Origin of the sequence: Pseudomonas sp. FG-3G (genome assembly GCF_901007645.1) — a bacterium.
In the GTDB taxonomy this organism is placed as follows: Bacteria; Pseudomonadota; Gammaproteobacteria; order Pseudomonadales; family Pseudomonadaceae; genus Aquipseudomonas; species Aquipseudomonas rhizophila.
On record NZ_CAAKGZ010000004.1, the window covers coordinates 40693 to 57606 of the forward strand.

At 60.9% G+C, this 16914-nt stretch carries 13 protein-coding genes; 10 read left to right on the top strand and 3 right to left on the bottom strand.

Annotated features, from left to right (window positions below):
• The first annotated feature begins 46 nt into the window (after positions 1–46).
• The 3 genes from PSEUDOMOFG3G_RS02755 to PSEUDOMOFG3G_RS02765 all read left to right on the top strand — a co-directional run bounded on the left by PSEUDOMOFG3G_RS02755 (position 47) and on the right by PSEUDOMOFG3G_RS02765 (position 2907).
• A complete protein-coding gene (locus tag PSEUDOMOFG3G_RS02755; RefSeq protein ID WP_047228628.1) occupies positions 47–829 on the top strand; it encodes a class II aldolase/adducin family protein in 783 nt (260 codons plus the stop codon).
• Positions 829–1731, top strand: coding sequence for an alpha/beta fold hydrolase (locus tag PSEUDOMOFG3G_RS02760; RefSeq protein WP_139049181.1), 903 nt, complete (start codon positions 829–831; stop codon positions 1729–1731). Before PSEUDOMOFG3G_RS02755 ends, PSEUDOMOFG3G_RS02760 begins: the two co-directional genes overlap by 1 nt.
• Positions 1732–1995: 264 nt before the next feature.
• Entirely contained in the window at positions 1996–2907 is a 912-nt protein-coding gene (locus PSEUDOMOFG3G_RS02765; protein ID WP_076383577.1) for an SDR family oxidoreductase, read from the top strand.
• A 43-nt stretch (positions 2908–2950) separates the two neighbouring features.
• On the opposite strand, the gene PSEUDOMOFG3G_RS02770 is transcribed toward PSEUDOMOFG3G_RS02765, so the two are convergent.
• On the bottom strand, positions 2951–3718 hold the full coding sequence (locus PSEUDOMOFG3G_RS02770; protein ID WP_047228626.1) for an N-acetylmuramoyl-L-alanine amidase: 768 nt from the start codon (positions 3716–3718) through the stop codon (positions 2951–2953).
• A 773-nt stretch (positions 3719–4491) separates the two neighbouring features.
• On the opposite strand from PSEUDOMOFG3G_RS02770, the gene PSEUDOMOFG3G_RS02775 reads away from it, so the two are divergent.
• The 3 genes from PSEUDOMOFG3G_RS02775 to PSEUDOMOFG3G_RS02785 all read left to right on the top strand — a co-directional run bounded on the left by PSEUDOMOFG3G_RS02775 (position 4492) and on the right by PSEUDOMOFG3G_RS02785 (position 10395).
• Positions 4492–6285, top strand: a complete 1794-nt coding sequence (locus PSEUDOMOFG3G_RS02775; protein WP_076383579.1) for a DUF1302 domain-containing protein — start codon at positions 4492–4494, stop codon at positions 6283–6285.
• 22 nt (positions 6286–6307) lie between these two features.
• Positions 6308–7675: a DUF1329 domain-containing protein gene (locus PSEUDOMOFG3G_RS02780; RefSeq protein ID WP_139049161.1), complete on the top strand. Its 1368-nt coding sequence runs from the start codon at positions 6308–6310 to the stop codon at positions 7673–7675.
• Positions 7676–7842: 167 nt separating this feature from the next.
• Complete coding sequence (locus PSEUDOMOFG3G_RS02785; RefSeq protein ID WP_139049162.1) at positions 7843–10395, top strand: LuxR C-terminal-related transcriptional regulator; 2553 nt, start codon at positions 7843–7845, stop codon at positions 10393–10395.
• Positions 10396–10461: 66 nt separating this feature from the next.
• Here the strand turns inward: PSEUDOMOFG3G_RS02785 and PSEUDOMOFG3G_RS02790 are convergent, their stop codons facing one another.
• Positions 10462–11274, bottom strand: coding sequence for an IclR family transcriptional regulator (locus PSEUDOMOFG3G_RS02790; RefSeq protein WP_047228622.1), 813 nt, complete (start codon positions 11272–11274; stop codon positions 10462–10464).
• A 163-nt stretch (positions 11275–11437) separates the two neighbouring features.
• On the opposite strand from PSEUDOMOFG3G_RS02790, the gene hmgA reads away from it, so the two are divergent.
• From hmgA to maiA, 3 genes are read left to right on the top strand one after another with little or no spacing between them, the layout of a single operon-like run.
• A complete protein-coding gene (gene hmgA / locus PSEUDOMOFG3G_RS02795) occupies positions 11438–12742 on the top strand; it encodes a homogentisate 1,2-dioxygenase (RefSeq protein ID WP_076383582.1) in 1305 nt (434 codons plus the stop codon).
• Positions 12743–12745: 3 nt separating this feature from the next.
• A complete protein-coding gene (fahA, locus tag PSEUDOMOFG3G_RS02800) occupies positions 12746–14050 on the top strand; it encodes a fumarylacetoacetase (RefSeq protein WP_076383583.1) in 1305 nt (434 codons plus the stop codon).
• 10 nt (positions 14051–14060) lie between these two features.
• Positions 14061–14696: a maleylacetoacetate isomerase gene (maiA, locus tag PSEUDOMOFG3G_RS02805; RefSeq protein ID WP_047228619.1), complete on the top strand. Its 636-nt coding sequence runs from the start codon at positions 14061–14063 to the stop codon at positions 14694–14696.
• Between the two features lie 153 nt (positions 14697–14849).
• Here the strand turns inward: maiA and PSEUDOMOFG3G_RS02810 are convergent, their stop codons facing one another.
• The gene (locus PSEUDOMOFG3G_RS02810; RefSeq protein WP_047228618.1) at positions 14850–15653 is read right to left on the bottom strand and encodes a SirB1 family protein; all 804 of its coding nucleotides are present in this window, start codon (positions 15651–15653) and stop codon (positions 14850–14852) included.
• A 186-nt stretch (positions 15654–15839) separates the two neighbouring features.
• On the opposite strand from PSEUDOMOFG3G_RS02810, the gene PSEUDOMOFG3G_RS02815 reads away from it, so the two are divergent.
• Positions 15840–16859, top strand: coding sequence for a Glu/Leu/Phe/Val dehydrogenase dimerization domain-containing protein (locus PSEUDOMOFG3G_RS02815; protein WP_047228617.1), 1020 nt, complete (start codon positions 15840–15842; stop codon positions 16857–16859).
• Positions 16860–16914: the final 55 nt, after the last annotated feature.

Here is a 16914-nt window from a genome sequence, read left to right on the forward strand (position 1 = left end):
CTGTTTCAGAACAAGCACCTATAACTAGAAAGCAGAGGTCAGAGCCGTGAGCGTAGCGCCCGTCCCATCGACACTCAGCATCAAGGATCAGGTCAGTGCCGCCGAATGGCAAACCCGCGTCGATCTGGCCGCCTGTTACCGGCTAGTCGCCCTGTATGGCTGGGATGACCTGATTTTCACGCATATATCCGCCAAGGTGCCCGGGACCGATGATTTTTTGATCAACCCGTTCGGTTTGATGTTTCATGAGGTCACCGCCTCGAGCCTGGTCAAGGTCGATCAGGCCGGCAACAAGCTGATGGACAGCCCCTACGAGATCAATCCGGCCGGTTATACCATCCACAGTGCGGTGCATGAGGTGCGGCACGATGTGGTGTGTGTGCTGCATACCCACACGGCGGCCGGCGTTGCTGTGTCGGCACAGAAGCAGGGTGTGTTGCCTATCAGCCAGCAATCGTTGTTCGTATTGTCGAGTCTGGCGTATCACGCCTATGAAGGCGTGGCCCTCAATCACGAAGAGAAGGCCCGCCTGCAGGCGGATCTGGGCGCCAATAATTTCCTGATGCTGCACAATCACGGTCTGCTGACCTGTGGCGGCACCATTGCCGACACCTTCCTGATGATGTTCACCTTCCAGCGAGCCTGTGACATCCAGGTCCTGGCGCTCAACGGTGGGGCTGAACTGATCGCCATCGAGCCGCAGATACTGGCCGGCGCCCGGGCGATGATTGCCGGGGTGACCAAAAGCGCCCAAGGCATGGGAGGCGCGCTGGCATGGCCGGCGTTGCTGCGCAAGCTGGATCAACAAGATTCGGGTTATAGATGCTGATGCCTCTGGTCCAGATTCCCCTGCGTATTTGGCGCCAGCGCGGCCAGACTTTGATGTTCCGTGGCCACGCTATCCGGTATTGGGTGGCGGGGCACGGCGAGCCGTTGTTGCTGATCCATGGTTTCCCCACCGCCAGTTGGGACTGGCATTACCTGTGGCAGCCGCTGGCACAGCGTTATCGGGTGATCGCCTGCGACATGCTCGGTTTTGGCGACTCGGCCAAGCCGACGGATCATGTCTACAGCCTGTTGGAGCAGGCTGACCTGCAGCAGGCTTTGCTGGCGCATTTGAATGTGAAGCAAGCCGTGCATGTACTGGCCCATGATTATGGTGACAGCGTGGCCCAGGAACTGATCGCCCGTCACTACGAGGCGCGCATCGAACTCGCCAGTTGTGTCTTTCTCAACGGCGGTCTGTTTCCCGAAACCCATCGTCCGGTGCTGATGCAAAAACTGTTGCTCAGCCCCTTGGGCTGGCTACTGGGCCGAGCTTTTTCCCGAGAAGGCCTGGTCAAGAGTTTTCGCCAGATATTCGGCCCCAGGACTGGCCCGACCGAAAGCGAGCTGGACGATTACTGGAGCCTGGTCGAAACCCATCACGGACCGCGGATCATGCACAAACTCATTGCCTACATTCCCGAACGGCGTGTGCAGCGTGACCGCTGGGTGCAGGCCATGCAGCGCGGCGAGGTGGCGCTGCGGGTGATCGACGGCGCGGTCGATCCGATTTCCGGTGAACACATGGTGGCGCGCTACGAGGCGCTGATCCCCAACCCTGACACCGTACTGCTGCCCGACATCGGCCACTACCCGCACACCGAAGCCCCGGTGCAGGTACTCAAGCATTACCTGGAGTTTCGCGAAAACATGGCCGCACCGGTCAGGCAGGTGGTCTGCTCATAACTGCTGAAGGTTGGAGCACTATCGCGAGCAGGCTCGCTCCCACAGAGAGGCGAGTCTACGCAGGCCTGTGTGGGAGCGAGCCTGCTCGCGATGGCAGCGACTCGGTCCCGCCTCTGGTGAGGGTCACGGAGCCCACAGCAGATCCGGCTCGTATCATCCCCTCACCTTATTGGCCACCATTCACTTGCAACCCTGTTGATTGTGACCAACCGCCCTGTGCCCGACACTCGGGGCATTGTCCTATTGCCTGCTGGAGTTCTGCCCATGAGTGAATCTGTGCGCTTCGAAGATAAAGTCGTGATCGTCACGGGAGCTGGCGGTGGCCTGGGGCGAGCCCATGCCCTGTTGTTCGCCAGGCAGGGGGCCAAAGTGCTGGTCAACGACCTCGGCGGCTCTGCCCAGGGAGAAGGGGCCAACGCCTCGGCGGCGGATCGGGTGGTCGCTGAAATTCGCCAAGCCGGCGGCATTGCCGAAGCGAACCACGACTCCGTCACCGATGGCGACAAGCTTGTTCAAAACGCGCTCGACGTGTTTGGCCGGGTCGATGTAGTGGTCAACAACGCCGGGATCCTGCGGGACAAGACCTTCCACAAAATGGAGGACGCCGACTGGGACCTGGTCTACCGCGTCCATGTCGAGGGCGCCTACAAAGTCACCCGCGCCGCCTGGCCACACCTGCGTGAGCAGAATTACGGGCGGGTGATCTTTACGGCCTCCACGTCCGGCATCTACGGCAACTTCGGTCAATCCAACTACGGCATGGCCAAGCTCGGCCTTTATGGCCTGACGCGCACCCTGGCCATCGAAGGTCGCAAGAACAATATTCTGGTCAATGCCATCGCGCCCACCGGTGGCACCCGCATGACCGAAGGCCTGATCCCGCCGCAGGTGTTCGAACAGCTCAAGCCTGAACTCGTCAGCCCGTTGGTGGTGTATCTGGCCAGCGAGACCTGCCAGGAAACCTCCGGGTTGTTCGAAGTGGGCGGCGGCTGGATGGGCAAGGTGCGTTGGGAGCGCAGCCTGGGTGCCGGCTTCGATCCAAACAAAGGTTTCTCGCCTGAAGACGTCGCGGCCCACTGGCAGCAAATCTGTGATTTCGAGGGTGCGGTACACCCCAATGACAACCTTGAAGCGTTGAAGGAAATGATGGCGAACTTGCAGCGCTACACCGTTTGACCTTGCGGCCTCGACCCGTTGCCGTCACGCGCGGCAACGGTGGTCAGGGGACGTATTTCTTCACCAGCGCCGCCAGATTCGCGGCAGTCTCGATGTCCATCACACCGTCGTATTTCGCTGGACGAAAGTGCAGCTGAAAGGCTCGCACCAAACGCTGAAAACCCGCACTTGTGGCGGCTGCCGACGTGTCATACCCATATTTGCGGAACAAGCCGAGCAGTTGCTCGCGAGTCGGCAGGCCGTTGCATTGGTAGGCACGGGTGTAAGCTTTCTGCGTGGGTTCATCGAACCATGCGCCGATGCCCTTCAGATACAGCGTATGCCAGGGGAACATCGGGCCGGGATCGCTTTTCCTGCCAGCAGCAATATCCGAGTGTCCCACCACATTGACCGGGCTGATGTCCGGATAGCGCTTGAGGATGTTCAACGCCAGGTATTCGATCGCCTCGACTTGCTGAGGTTGATAAGGCGGGAAAGTGAATTGCCCGTGGTTATCGGTGGCCAGGTTGACGATTTCAACACCGATCGAGGTGTCGTTCAGATTCGTGCGACCACCCCAACTGCTCACCCCTGCGTGCCAGGCTCGTTGGTTCTCGTCGACCAGATTGAAAATCTGCGGTTCCTGGAAACCTGCTTTCAAGTAACTCGGGTCGCTGAAGTCCGGGATGAGGTAGTGGGCGCTGACAGAGGAACCGGTCAGTGCGTTGATGGAGGATGAAAAGTTCGCGGCGGTGTAATGAAAGACTAGAAAACGAATTCTATTGTTGAAGCCTTTTACCGAGCGATAGCTGTTGTAGTTGATAAGTGTCATAAAAACTCACTGAGGTTTAAAGTCAAAACAGAATGCTGTGACTGACATTCAGCCTAACAGTGAGTTTTTGATATGGCCGTAGTGGGTTTCTTGCTTTGTTGTAGGAACAGGCGTTTGGATGTCCGGGAATTAATCGTTAGTGGAAACAGGGTGTGGCTGCCATTTCCTATGGCGAAAGCTGACGGTGATGTAGGAATTGAGAAAGTTTAGTTGGAGATAATCTACAGAGTAAAACAGCCGTTAAACGAGACGACGCATACGCGGGTGAATGATTGCGTGGCGAGGGCGCTTGCTCCCGTTTGAAAGAAGTTTTAACTCGCAAGTAACTACGCATAAAAAAGGCCGCTGCAAAAAGCAGCGGCCTGAAAATGACGTTGCAAAGGAGCAGAAAACCAACGTCAGTGAACACGGGAGGTGATGGACCGATGCGCCAATCCATCCGAATGACGGTGCGCCGGTCGCGAGGGACGCGATGGCGGCTTGTGCCTGCAGGCCCGTTGCCCTGAAAGCCCGGCCAGCATAGGGATTGGCCATCGTCGGAAACAGCCCGGATCCAGACATGCACCGTTGCAGGGCGCGCAACAGTTAACAGGCCCGATGAATATGCGCGGCGCTGATGACCCATCATCCAGTGCGTCCATGCGCGGCGCAAAGCCCCGTATTCCATGACCTGTAATCCTTTCGGGGTACAGCGCGAATACCTCCTTGGTGCGCTTATCGCCCATGTCGTGCGGCAGTAGGGTGAAGGCTCTGTCACTCACCGGGGAAGACGCATGACAACAATAACAATGCGCGCCATCTTCAAACCGCAGGCGCTGGCCGTCGCGGTGGCCTTGGGTTGCTCTGCCCAGGCGCAGGCCGTTTCATTCAACATTGGCGAGATCGAGGGGCAGTTCGACTCCTCGTTGTCCGTGGGCGCGAGCTGGGGCATGCGCGACGCCGACCGGGACTTGGTCGGCAGCGTCAACGGCGGTACGGGGCAGTCGTCCACCGGTGACGATGGGCGGCTGAACTTCAAGAAGGGCGAGACCTTTTCCAAGATATTCAAAGGCCTGCACGATCTCGAACTCAAGTACGGTGATACTGGCGTGTTCGTGCGCGGCAAGTATTGGTATGACTTCGAACTCAAGGACGAAAGCCGCCCGTTCAAGGACATCAGCGACAGCAACCGCAAGGAAGGCTCCAAGTCGTCAGGGGCGCAGCTTCTCGATGCGTTTGTCTATCACAATTACTCCATCGCCGACTTGCCGGGTACGGTGCGTGCGGGCAAGCAGGTGGTCAGTTGGGGTGAAAGTACCTTCATCGGCAACTCCATCAACAGCATCAACCCGGTGGACGTCTCCGCGTTCCGCCGGCCGGGTGCCGAGATCAAGGAAGGCCTGATCCCGGTGAACATGCTGTTCGCCTCCCAGGGCTTGACCGACAAGCTCACCATCGAAGGTTTCTACCAACTGGAATGGGATCAGACGGTCGTCGATAACTGCGGCACTTTCTTTGGCAACGACGTGGTAGCCGATGGCTGCACCAGCGGCTACACCGTGGGCAGCCCGGCGATTGCGCCATTCGTACCATTGACTCAGGCCTTTGGCCAAGGCATCCAGGTGAATGACGAAGGCGTTGTCATTGCTCGCAGCGGTGACCGTGACGCCCGTGATTCCGGCCAGTGGGGCACGGCGTTGCGCTGGCTCGGTGACGACACCGAGTACGGCCTGTACTTCATGAACTACCACAGCCGCACGCCAACCGTGGGCACCACCACCGCCGGCCTGTCTACATTGTCGGCATTGCCGGGAATGGTCGCGATTGCAGAAGGGCTTGCCCCTGGCAGCGGTTCGGGGCTGGCGCAAAGCGTGATGCTGGGGCGCGGTCAGTATTACCTTGAATACCCCGAGGACATCCGTCTGTACGGTGCCAGCTTCGCCACCACGCTGCCTACCGGCACCGCGTGGACCGGGGAAATCAGCTACCGCCCCAACGCACCTGTGCAGCTCAACACCAACGATCTGACCTTGGCCTTGCTCAACCCGATCGCAGGCGGTGCAGCTTCGCCCATCGCGACCTCGCCCGGGGCCGATAACACCGGTTATCGTCGTAAGGAATTGACCCAGATCCAGAGCACCCTGACGCACTTCTTCGACCAGGTGCTGGGCGCTGATCGCCTGACCGTGGTGGGCGAGGCGGCGGTGGTGCACGTCGGTGGCCTGGAATCCAAGGACAAGCTGCGTTATGGCCGTGACTCGGTCTACGGCCAGTACGGGTTTGGCGGTGACACCGACGGTTTCGTCACCTCGACCTCGTGGGGCTATCGCGCCCGGGCAATTCTTGACTACTCCAACGTCGTTGCCGGTATCAACTTCAAGCCCAACGTCTCCTGGTCCCATGACGTGGCCGGCTACGGCCCCAACGGCTTGTTCAACGAAGGCGCCAAGGCCATCAGCTTGGGTGTCGATGCCGACTACCGCAACACCTATACCGCCAGCCTGAGTTACACCGACTTTTTCGGCGGCGACTACAACGTCCTCGAAGACCGCGACTTCCTCGCGTTGAGCTTTGGCGTGAACTTCTGATCTGGCTGACAAGGAAAAACCAATGCGCAAGATGATTCTGCAATGCGGCGCCCTGGCCCTGAGCCTGCTGGCCGCGAACGTGATGGCGGCAGTTTCGCCGGATGAAGCAAACAAATTGGGCAGCAGCCTTACGCCGCTGGGCGCGGAAAAGGCAGGCAATGCCGATGGCTCGATTCCGGCCTGGACCGGTGGCATCGCCAAAAACGCCGGGGCGGTGGACAGCAAAGGCTTTCTGGCCGATCCCTTTGCCGGGGAAAAACCGCTGTTCACCATCACCGCCGAGACCGTGGACAAGTACAAGGACAAGCTTTCCGAAGGCCAGATAGCGATGTTCAAGCGCTATCCGCAAACCTACAAGATTCCGGTCTATCCGACCCATCGCAGCGTCTCGCTACCGCCCGAGATCTACGAGTCGGCCAAGCGCAGCGCCCTCAACGTCACCACCATCAATGACGGTAACGGCCTGGCCAATTTCACCGGTAACCGTTACTACGCATTCCCGATCCCCAAGAACGGCGTGGAAGTGCTGTGGAACCACGTCACCCGCTATCACGGCGGCAACGTGCGGCGCATCATCACCCAGGCCACCCCACAAACCAACGGCAGCTTCACCCCGATCCGCTTCGAAGAAGAGATCGCCGTGCCGTTTCTGATCAAAGACGCCGATCCGGAAAAGGCCAGCAACGTGCTGACCTACTTCAAACAGTCGGTCACCGCGCCGGCGCGTCTGGCCGGTAACGTGCTGCTGGTGCATGAAACGCTTGACCAGGTGAAGGAGCCGCGCCTGGCCTGGATCTACAACGCCGGCCAGCGCCGTGTGCGTCGCGCCCCGCAAGTGGCCTACGACGGCCCGGGCACCGCCGCTGACGGGTTGCGTACCTCCGATAACTTCGACCTGTTCTCCGGCGCGCCGGACCGCTACGACTGGAAGTTGGTGGGGAAGAAGGAAATGTACATCCCCTACAACAGCTACAAACTGGATTCCCCCAGCCTCAAGTATGACGACGTGATCAAGGCCGGCCACATCAATCAGGATCTGACCCGCTATGAACTGCATCGGGTCTGGGAAGTGGTCGGTACGGTCAAGCCAAACGAACGTCACATCTACGCCAAGCGCCACATGTATTTCGATGAAGACAGCTGGCAGGCGGCACTGGTGGATCACTACGACGGTCGCGGTCAACTGTGGCGGGTGGCCGAAGGTCATGCCCAGTTCTACTACGCCAATCAGAACCCGGGCTACACCCTTGAGGCGCTCTACGACATCATCGCCGGCCGCTACATTGCGCTGGGGATGAAGAACGAAGAGAAGCGCAGCTACGAGTACGGTTTCGAAGCCAGGGCTGCGGACTTCACGCCCGCGGCGCTGCGCTCGACGGGGGTTCGTTAAGACCCGGCGGTTTGAAGCTGACTGTGGCTGACGTTAGCTAATCGTGAGGACCGGCAATCGATTTGCCGGTCTTTTTTTATGGGCGCCAATCAGCGCGCTGAATACTTCTCCAAAGGTGAGCGCCACAGGACTAGGGTGATGAAACAATAATAAACTGGACTTCGCACATGACCGCCATGACCCCGTGTCCGGACCGTCCTGGATTGCTGCCCCGCCTGTCTTCGACCCATGTGCCGCGCAGGTCCTTGAGCGAGCCCTTGCTGGCCTCCGAGGCGCGGGTAAAACTGCTTTGCGCACCAGCGGGCAGTGGCAAGAGTGCGTTGTTCGCTGAGTGTTTCCTGCAAGCCCCCGCCGCTTGCCGGTTGCATTGGTTGCCGCTTGGGGGCGCAATGCTGGACGCGGCGCAAATGTGCGAGCGTCTGGCGCAGACCCTCGGGCTGCCGTTGCTGGATGAAGGGGGGCTGCTGGCTCACCTGGCGGGCTTGCAAGCACCGACCTGGCTGTTCCTGGATGATTACTGTCGGGTACCCAACCCCGAGCTGGATCAGTTTCTCGATCGTCTGTTGAGCATCAGCAGTCCGGCGCTTCACCTTTGGTTGAATGGTCGCCGTCGTCCTCACTGTAACTGGCCGCGCCTGCTACTTGATGACGAACTGCATGAATTCGATGCCCAGGCGCTGGTCTTCACCCATGACGATGTCCAGCAGTTGCTCAAACATTTGCCCGGTCCCCAGGGCGCTCGCACCGCGCGCGAGGTGATACAGCGCAGTGGCGGTTGGTGCGCCGGGGTGCGCATCGCCCTGCTTGAACGTTGTGAATGGGCGCGCAGCCACGCGTCGCCGGGGCGGCCCGGGACCCTGCATGACTACCTTGAATATGAGCTGTTCAGTACGCTGACCCCGGACCTGGCGCAGGCCTGGCGAGTGCTGGCGCATCTGCCGCGCTTCAATGCCCGGCTCTGCGAGCATCTGTTTGGTGACACGGTGGGCGCCGAATGCCTGCCCTTGTTGTTGGACCTGGGCTGTTTTATCGAACCGTGGGAGCAGTCTTCGGACTGGTTGCAGATTTTCCCGGCGCTGGCCCGACTGGTGCGGGACGAGCCCTGGCCGCAGGGACGCTCCTGGCATCGCCGGGCTTGCCAGTGGTTTGCCGCCGAGCAGGATTGGCAAATGGCATTCGAGCAGGCCATGCAAGCGCAAGAGTTCGAGGCTGCCGTCAGTTTCCTGCAGCATCTGAATTTTGAACACGTACTGCAGCGCAGCAACGTGACGCTGTTGCTGAAGCTGCATGATCAACAAGGTGAAGCGCTGACACTCGGTACACCGCAATCGGTGGGGTTGGTCACGGCTGCGTTGCTATTCGCCGGACGCTTCGATCAGGCATCGGTGTGCATCGACCAACTGGCCAGGTTCATGCCGCAACCTTCGGCCTGCCTGCAGCGGCAACTGCTGGCCCGGTGGCAGGTTCTGCTGGGCTGGCTGCTGCACCTTTCGGGGGATGGCGAGCAGTCCCGCGAGCACTTGCTCCAGGCCCAGGCGAGCCTCGACCCAGAGGCCTGGGCCTTGCACCTGTTGTGCCAGTTGGGGCTGACACAGCAGGCACTGCTCAAGGGGGAACTGGCCACTGCGCAATGGATCAATCGCCAAGCCCTGTGCCTGGCGCGCGCCCAAGGCTCACTGGTCTTCGAGGGCTTGCTGGAACTGGATCACGCCCAGGTCCTGGAGCAACGCGGTGCTCCTCACCGGGCCGACCATCTGTTGAGCGCAGTTCAGGGGTTGCTCGATAAGCCTGGCCAGGACTTTTCTGCCTTGCTGGGACGTATTGCCTTGCGCCGTGGCCGTCTGGCTTTGCGCATGGGGTTGGCCGAGCAGGCTGCCGAGCAGTTCCAGGCGGGCCTGGAAACGGGCCTGCATTGCCAGGACAAACAAGTGCTTTATGGTTTTCTCGGCAAGGCCACCCTGGCGGCCAATGGTGGCGACTATGGCGAGGCTTTCCTGCAACTGCGCGATGCCGAGCGGATCATGCAACAGCGGCACATCCCCGACACGGTGTACCGTGGCGTGCTGTTGCAAACCAGTTGCCAGTTCTGGCTGCAACAGGGACGCCCGGAACTGGCTCACGAGGCCCTGACCCGGGTCTTGCGTCACTTTCACGGGCCGCAGGCCAAGCATGCCCCACCTGCGACCCTGGAGTTGATTCCGCGACTTGAGTACCTGTTGGTACTGACCGAGGTTTATCTGCATCGGGCGCAAGACCCGCAAGCGCAACTCAAGGCAATGATCGACCGGGCACAGCACTGTGAAATGCATGGCCTGGAGACCGAACTGTATCTGGCGCTGGCTGAAGTCGTCTGGCTGTCCGCTGATCGTTCCCAGGCACGATCGCTCGTGCAAGAGGGCCTCAAGCGAGTTGCCTGTTGGCGCGCCCAGCAAGCCTTGTGCGAGTTACGCGCACGTCAGCCCGATCTGTTGGGCTGGGCGCAATCGGCTGAGCACATCGAGCAGCCGGCGGTGGCAGTCGAAGACACGTTGTTGAGTCATCGGGAGTTGGAAGTGCTGGAGCTCATTGCGCAGGGCTATTCAAATCAGCAGATTGCCGAACGTTTGTTCATATCCTTGCACACGGTAAAAACCCATTCGCGGCGGATACACAGCAAGTTAGGCGTTCAGCGGCGCACGCAAGCGGTCGCCAAGGCCAAAGTCATGGGCGTGATGAGATAAAGAATTCCCAAGGGCAAGACGATTACTTGCCGCCGCTACGCATCACCGCTCACATCAATGGTGTGATCAGGATTGGCCCGTTGGCTGATCCGATCCTGCGCCTGCCTCATACCCCATCCGCCAGCTCACGGCCCGGGTCGCCGCCAACAGTCGTTGCGCCGCCGGGCCGTTTTCATCGGCATGGAACAGGGAAGTCGGGCCGACAATGGTCATCACCGCCGTCACTTGGCCGACAGCATTGAATACCGGGGCTGACAGGGCATCCACGCCGGGCATCAGCAAGCCATGCACATGGTGCAGGCCGCGACTGCGTATTTGCTGGCACAGGGTGGCATAGGCCTGGTCGTCGGCCAGGGCGTGGGCGGTGGAAGCGCTCACTTCCTGTTCGCGCAAGCCGATCGTTTCGCGCGTCGGCAGGTAGGCGCTGAACACCAGCCCCGTGGACGAGCTGAGCAGCGGCAATACCGACCCCAGTTGCGTCACCACGGTCACTGCCCGTATGGCGGGTTCGATCCGAACGACGGTGGCGCCGTGATTGCCCCACACCGCCAGGAAACAGGTTTCGTTCAAGTCATCGCGCAGTTCGGCCAAGGGCAGGGCGGCCACTTGCAACACGTCCATGCCGTTCAACGCCGCCAGGCCCACGCGCAAGGCTTCGCGCCCGAGGCCGTAGTGGTTGGTGGACGTGTTCTGTTCAGCGAAACCGCTGGCGATCAAGGCCTGCAGGTATCGATGAACCTTGCTCGCCGGCATTTGCACGTGTTCGGCCAGACGCGACAGCGACGTGGAGGGCGACAGTTCGGCCAGGGCCTTGAGGATGTCGGTGCCGACTTCGGCCGAGCGGACTTTCTGTTTACCGTTGCTGAGCGGGGTTTCCATGGAGGCGCTGAGTCCAGAGGCGAATGGGCGTCTTTATAGCTTGACGGTCGCTGTCGAGCAAATTACGTTATGCGTAATTGAATTACGATAAAAATAACCTGTGCGCCTGACGTTTCTTCGTGGAACGACGAGGTCGTACCCAGTCCTGTGTTCAGGAGGCTCCATGACCCTCGATTCCACAGTGTCGGACCTGGCCTATCAGTCAGGCTTTGGCAATGAATTTGCCAGCGAGGCGCTGCCCGGCGCCTTGCCCGTTGGCCAGAACTCCCCGCAAAAAGCCCCTTACGGTCTCTATGCCGAATTATTCTCCGGCACTGCCTTCACTATGGTTCGCAGCGAAGCGCGGCGGACCTGGATGTATCGCATCCGGCCGTCGGCCAATCATCCGGCCTTCGTCAAACTTGAACATCAGATAGCGGGCGGTCCTCTGGGTGAGGTCACGCCCAATCGCCTGCGCTGGAACCCGTTGGATATTCCTGCCGAGCCAACCGATTTCATCGATGGACTGGTGCGCATGGCGGCCAATGCCGGCTCGGACAAACCGGCCGGTATCAGCGTCTACCATTACCGCGCCAACCGTTCCATGGAACGGGTGTTCTTCAACGCTGACGGGGAATGGCTGATCGTGCCGCAGCTGGGACGGCTGCGGATCGCCACCGAGCTGGGCGTGCTGGAATTGGCGCCGCTGGAAATTGCCGTGATCCCCCGGGGCCTGAAATTTCGCGTCGAGTTGCTTGATCCACAAGCCCGCGGCTATATCGCCGAAAACCATGGCGCGCCGTTGCGCCTGCCGGACCTTGGGCCGATCGGCAGCAACGGCCTGGCCAACCCGCGGGATTTCCTGGCGCCGGTCGCTCATTACGAAAACCTCGCCCGACCGACTGCGCTGGTGCAGAAATTCCTCGGTGAGTTGTGGGGTTGCGAGCTGGATCATTCGCCCTTCGATGTGGTGGCCTGGCATGGCAACAACGTGCCTTACAAATATGACCTGCGCCGTTTCAACACCATCGGTACGGTCAGCTTCGACCACCCGGACCCGTCGATCTTCACCGTATTGACCTCACCCACCAGCGTCCACGGCCTGGCCAATCTCGATTTCGTGATCTTCCCGCCGCGCTGGATGGTCGCGGAAAACACCTTCCGTCCGCCGTGGTTCCATCGCAACCTGATGAATGAATTCATGGGCCTGATCCAGGGCGCCTACGATGCCAAGGCCGAAGGTTTCCTGCCCGGCGGCGCCTCCTTGCACAGTTGCATGAGTGCCCATGGCCCGGACGGCGAGACCTGCACCAAGGCGATCAACGCCGAGCTGACGCCTGCGAAAATCGACAACACCATGGCCTTCATGTTCGAAACCAGCCAGGTCCTGCGCCCGAGCCGTTTCGCCCTGGACTGCCCACAATTGCAAACTGACTACGACGCCTGCTGGGCCTCGCTGCCGGTCACGTTCGACCCGACCCGGAGATAACCCATGACTCAACTTTCCCCTGCCCGTAGCTGGGTCGCCTCCGCCAATGGCCATGCCGACTTCCCGCTGCAGAACCTGCCGCTGGGCATCTTCAGTATCGATGACGGCGCTCCCCGTAGCGGCGTGGCGATTGGTGAGCAGATTTTCGATTTGCAGGCCGCGTTGCAGGCGGGCTTGTTTGACGGCGCGGCGCGCGAAGCCGTCGAAGCCATGAAGGACGGCCAGTTGAATGCATTCTTCGACCTCGGCCGCAGCGCTCGGGTGGCCCTGCGTGAACGCTTGCTGGAGCTGCTGCGCGAAGACAGCTCGCTGCGGGGCAAGATCGAAGCCCAGGGCGCGAAACTGCTGGTCCGCGCAGCCGACTGCCAGATGCATTTGCCGGCCAGGATCAATGACTACACCGACTTCTACGTCGGTATCGAACACGCGCAAAACGTCGGCAAGTTGTTCCGCCCCGACAATCCGCTGTTGCCCAACTACAAGTACGTCCCCATCGGTTATCACGGTCGCGCCTCGACCATTCGCCCGTCCGGTACCGACGTGCGTCGCCCCAAGGGTCAGACGCTGCCCGCCGGCCAGACCGAGCCGACCTTCGGCCCGTGCGCGCGACTGGACTATGAGCTGGAACTGGGCATCTGGATCGGCAAGGGCAACGCCTTGGGCGAACCCATCGCCATCGGTGATGCTGCCGAGCACATTGGCGGTTTCTGCCTGCTCAACGACTGGTCGGCCCGGGATATCCAGGCCTGGGAATACCAGCCGCTGGGGCCGTTTCTGTCAAAGAGTTTCCTGACCAGTATTTCGCCGTGGGTGGTGACCGCCGAAGCCCTTGAACCGTTCCGTCGCCCACAACCGGCGCGTCCGGCAGGCGATCCGCAGCCGTTGCCATATCTGCTGGACAAGCGTGACCAGGCCGGTGGGGCCTTCGACATTGAACTGGAAGTCCTGCTGCTGACCGAAGCCATGCGCGAGCAGAACCTGCCGGCCCATCGCCTGACGTTGAGCAACACCCAGTACATGTACTGGACCGTAGCGCAGATGGTCGCCCACCACAGCGTCAATGGTTGCCAGTTGCAGGCCGGTGACCTGTTCGGTTCGGGCACCTTGTCGGGGCCTGAGAGCGGTCAGTTCGGCAGCCTGCTGGAGATTACCGAGGGCGGTAAAAAGCCAATCGAGCTGGCCTCTGGCGAAGTGCGCAAATTCCTTGAGGACGGTGACGAGATCATCCTGCGGGCCCGTTGCCACCGCGAAGGTGTTGCGTCCATCGGCTTTGGCGAATGCCGGGGCAAGATCCTGCCGGCGCGGTGAGGGACAGGGCATGGAACTCTACACCTACTACCGCTCCACTTCGTCCTACCGGGTGCGCATTGCCCTGGCGCTCAAGGGCCTGGATTACCAGGCCCTGCCGGTCAACCTGATCGCTGCGCCTGGGGGCGAACATCGTCAGCCGGCCTATCTGGCGATCAACCCTCAGGGCCGGGTTCCGGCGCTGCGTACCGACGAAGGCGCGTTGCTGGTGCAGTCACCCGCCATCATCGAGTACCTGGAGGAGCGTTATCCACAGGTGCCGTTGCTCAGCGCCGACCTGACGGTTCGGGCTCATGAGCGAGGCGTCGCGGCATTGATCGGTTGCGATATTCATCCGCTGCACAACGTCAGCGTACTCAACCAGCTGCGGCAGTGGGGCCACGATGAAACGCAGGTGGCGCAGTGGATCGGGCATTGGATCAGCCAGGGACTGGCGGCGGTGGAACAGTTGATTGGGGATGACGGCTACTGCTTCGGTGCAGCACCCGGGGTCGCGGACGTGTATCTGATCCCGCAGGTATACGCGGCAGAACGGTTCAATGTCTCCCTGGAGGCGTATCCACGGATCCGTCGCGTTGCGGCGTTGGCGGCTGCGCATCCAGCGTTTCAACAGGCGCATCCGGCAAATCAGCCTGATACACCTTGAGCCCCCTGTGGGAGCGAACCTGTTCGCGATGGCGGTGGTTGAGCTTACAAACATGTTGTCTGACACACCGCTATCGCGAGCAGGCTCGCTCCCACCGAAGGAGAGGGGGCGAGCCGTTGGGTTACCACCTCGTCATCCGCGATCTACACTTGCTCAATGCACAATTGAATTGGGCGGCAGATGCCCCAGCCGTTCCGTCAGCCGGATTCGCTGGATCGGGTCTTCGCTGAGCATCAGCGCGTGCTCCAAGTCGAATCGTTCGGCGTTGGGACAGTCGAGCCGTTGGTACAGGCTGGCGCGGGCCAGGTAATCGGCGGCGCTGGCGTTGCCCAGTTCAAGCACCCGTTCGGCGTCGATCAGTGCAGCAATGTAGTCGTCGTTAGTCAGATGCAATTGGCGAAGATTGCGCGACAGGCGCTGGAGCATCTGCATGGGCTCGGCACTGACCAGGTGCTCGGCCTTGAGGGGCATGTTGGCGCCGTATTGGCGTTGCAGCAATTCCCGACAGTCGTTGGGGTACAACCGGCGTCCGCCACACGGGTCGAGCAGATGATCGGCACCGGGGACCCGCAACAGGAAGTGACCGGGGAAATTGACACCGACCATCGGAATCTCCAGGCCACGAGCCAGCTCCAGGGCGATCAGGCCGAGGGCCAGGGGCTGTCCACGTTTACGCGTCAGCACCTTGTCGAGCAACGCGGCCCGTGGGCGCAGGGGCGTGAAATCGTCCTGGGCGAATCCAAGGTCATTGAGGCGGCGCAGCAAGGGTTGTCCCAGTTCGCTGACGGGCAGCATCGGCAGGTCATGGCTGACACGCTGTTGCAGATCCTTGAAATCCTTCAGCAACGCCGGTACGTCCACTTCGCGATCATGTTCGGCAGCAATCCACAACGCTGCTTCGAACAGCGCCGGTGGGGAGCGGTGCAGGCAATCAAAAAAGGCTTGGCGCGGTGTCATCACAGTCTCCGGGCTATGCCTCGTTTTTAGCTCTGCTGCGGGCTTTCGTCCAGTCTCGTCCGCGGAAGGAATCAGGTTATGCCCAAAAGACTGGCCGTCCGGTCGACTTATTCCGGCGCGCTCCAGCAAATTTTGAGCGCACGCCTATACTGGCGGAACAAACAAAAGTGATTCGGGAGCCTGTCGATGTTTGCTCTCATGCAAAGCTCCCGCCTTGAATCGCTGCACCTGAGCGTAGACCCGGCCACCGGGTTGAAGGCGGTGATTGCCATTCATTGCAGCCGTCCTGGGCCTGCTCTGGGTGGATGTCGTTATCTGTCCTACCCCGACGATGAAAGTGCCGTGGTCGACGCCGTGCGCCTGGCCCAGGGCATGAGCTACAAGGCCGCACTGGCCGGCTTACCGGTGGGCGGCGGCGTGGCCGTGATCATGCGTCCGGCCCATGTCGAAAGCCGCGCTGCGCTGTTTGAGGCATTTGGGCGCTGCATCGAGCAACTGGATGGCCGCTATATCACCGCCATCGACAGCGGCACCTCGGTGGCGGACATGGACTGCATCGCCCAACAGACCCGTCATGTGACCAGCACCACGGCTTCGGGAGACCCAGCGCCTCACGCGGCGATGGGGGTATTCGCCGGCATCCGTGCCACGGCCATGGCCCGCCTGGGCAGCGATAACCTGGAAAGCCTGCGGGTAGCGATCCAGGGCCTGGGCAATGTCGGTTTCGCCCTGGCCGAACAGTTGCACGCCGCAGGCGCCGAACTGTTGGTCAGCGACATTGACCCTGGCAAGGTTCAACTGGCGATGGAGCAACTGGGCGCGCATCCGATCGCCAACGATGCACTGCTCAGTACCCCGTGCGACATCCTCGCCCCCTGTGGCCTGGGCGGGGTGCTCAATAGCCAGAGCGTGGCGCAACTACGCTGCTCGGCGGTTGCCGGGTCGGCCCATAACCAGTTGAGCAACCTGCAGGTGGCCGATCAATTGGAACGGCGTGGGATCCTCTATGCGCCGGATTATGTGATCAACTCCGGAGGCCTGATCTATGTCGCCTTGAAGCATCGCGGCGAAGAGCTGTCGACGATCACCGCGCATTTGTCGAAGATCGGCGCCCGGCTTACGGAAGTCTTTGCCCACGCCCAGGCAGAAAAACGCTCACCGGCCAGGGTGGCCGATGAATTGGCAGAGCGTTTGTTGTACCGATAAAAAAGATCGCAGCTTTCGGCAGCTCCTGGGTGGATTCCATGGAGCTGCCGAAGGC

Coding starts and splice junctions, on each gene's coding strand:
- PSEUDOMOFG3G_RS02760 (WP_139049181.1), top strand. CDS start 829: ATGCCTCTGGTCCAGATTCCCCTGCGTATTTGGCGCCAGCGCGGCCAG.
- PSEUDOMOFG3G_RS02765 (WP_076383577.1), top strand. CDS start 1,996: ATGAGTGAATCTGTGCGCTTCGAAGATAAAGTCGTGATCGTCACGGGA.
- PSEUDOMOFG3G_RS02770 (WP_047228626.1), bottom strand. CDS start 3,718: ATGACACTTATCAACTACAACAGCTATCGCTCGGTAAAAGGCTTCAAC.
- PSEUDOMOFG3G_RS02775 (WP_076383579.1), top strand. CDS start 4,492: ATGACAACAATAACAATGCGCGCCATCTTCAAACCGCAGGCGCTGGCC.
- PSEUDOMOFG3G_RS02780 (WP_139049161.1), top strand. CDS start 6,308: ATGCGCAAGATGATTCTGCAATGCGGCGCCCTGGCCCTGAGCCTGCTG.
- PSEUDOMOFG3G_RS02785 (WP_139049162.1), top strand. CDS start 7,843: ATGACCGCCATGACCCCGTGTCCGGACCGTCCTGGATTGCTGCCCCGC.
- PSEUDOMOFG3G_RS02790 (WP_047228622.1), bottom strand. CDS start 11,274: ATGGAAACCCCGCTCAGCAACGGTAAACAGAAAGTCCGCTCGGCCGAA.
- hmgA (WP_076383582.1), top strand. CDS start 11,438: ATGACCCTCGATTCCACAGTGTCGGACCTGGCCTATCAGTCAGGCTTT.
- fahA (WP_076383583.1), top strand. CDS start 12,746: ATGACTCAACTTTCCCCTGCCCGTAGCTGGGTCGCCTCCGCCAATGGC.
- maiA (WP_047228619.1), top strand. CDS start 14,061: ATGGAACTCTACACCTACTACCGCTCCACTTCGTCCTACCGGGTGCGC.
- PSEUDOMOFG3G_RS02810 (WP_047228618.1), bottom strand. CDS start 15,653: ATGACACCGCGCCAAGCCTTTTTTGATTGCCTGCACCGCTCCCCACCG.
- PSEUDOMOFG3G_RS02815 (WP_047228617.1), top strand. CDS start 15,840: ATGTTTGCTCTCATGCAAAGCTCCCGCCTTGAATCGCTGCACCTGAGC.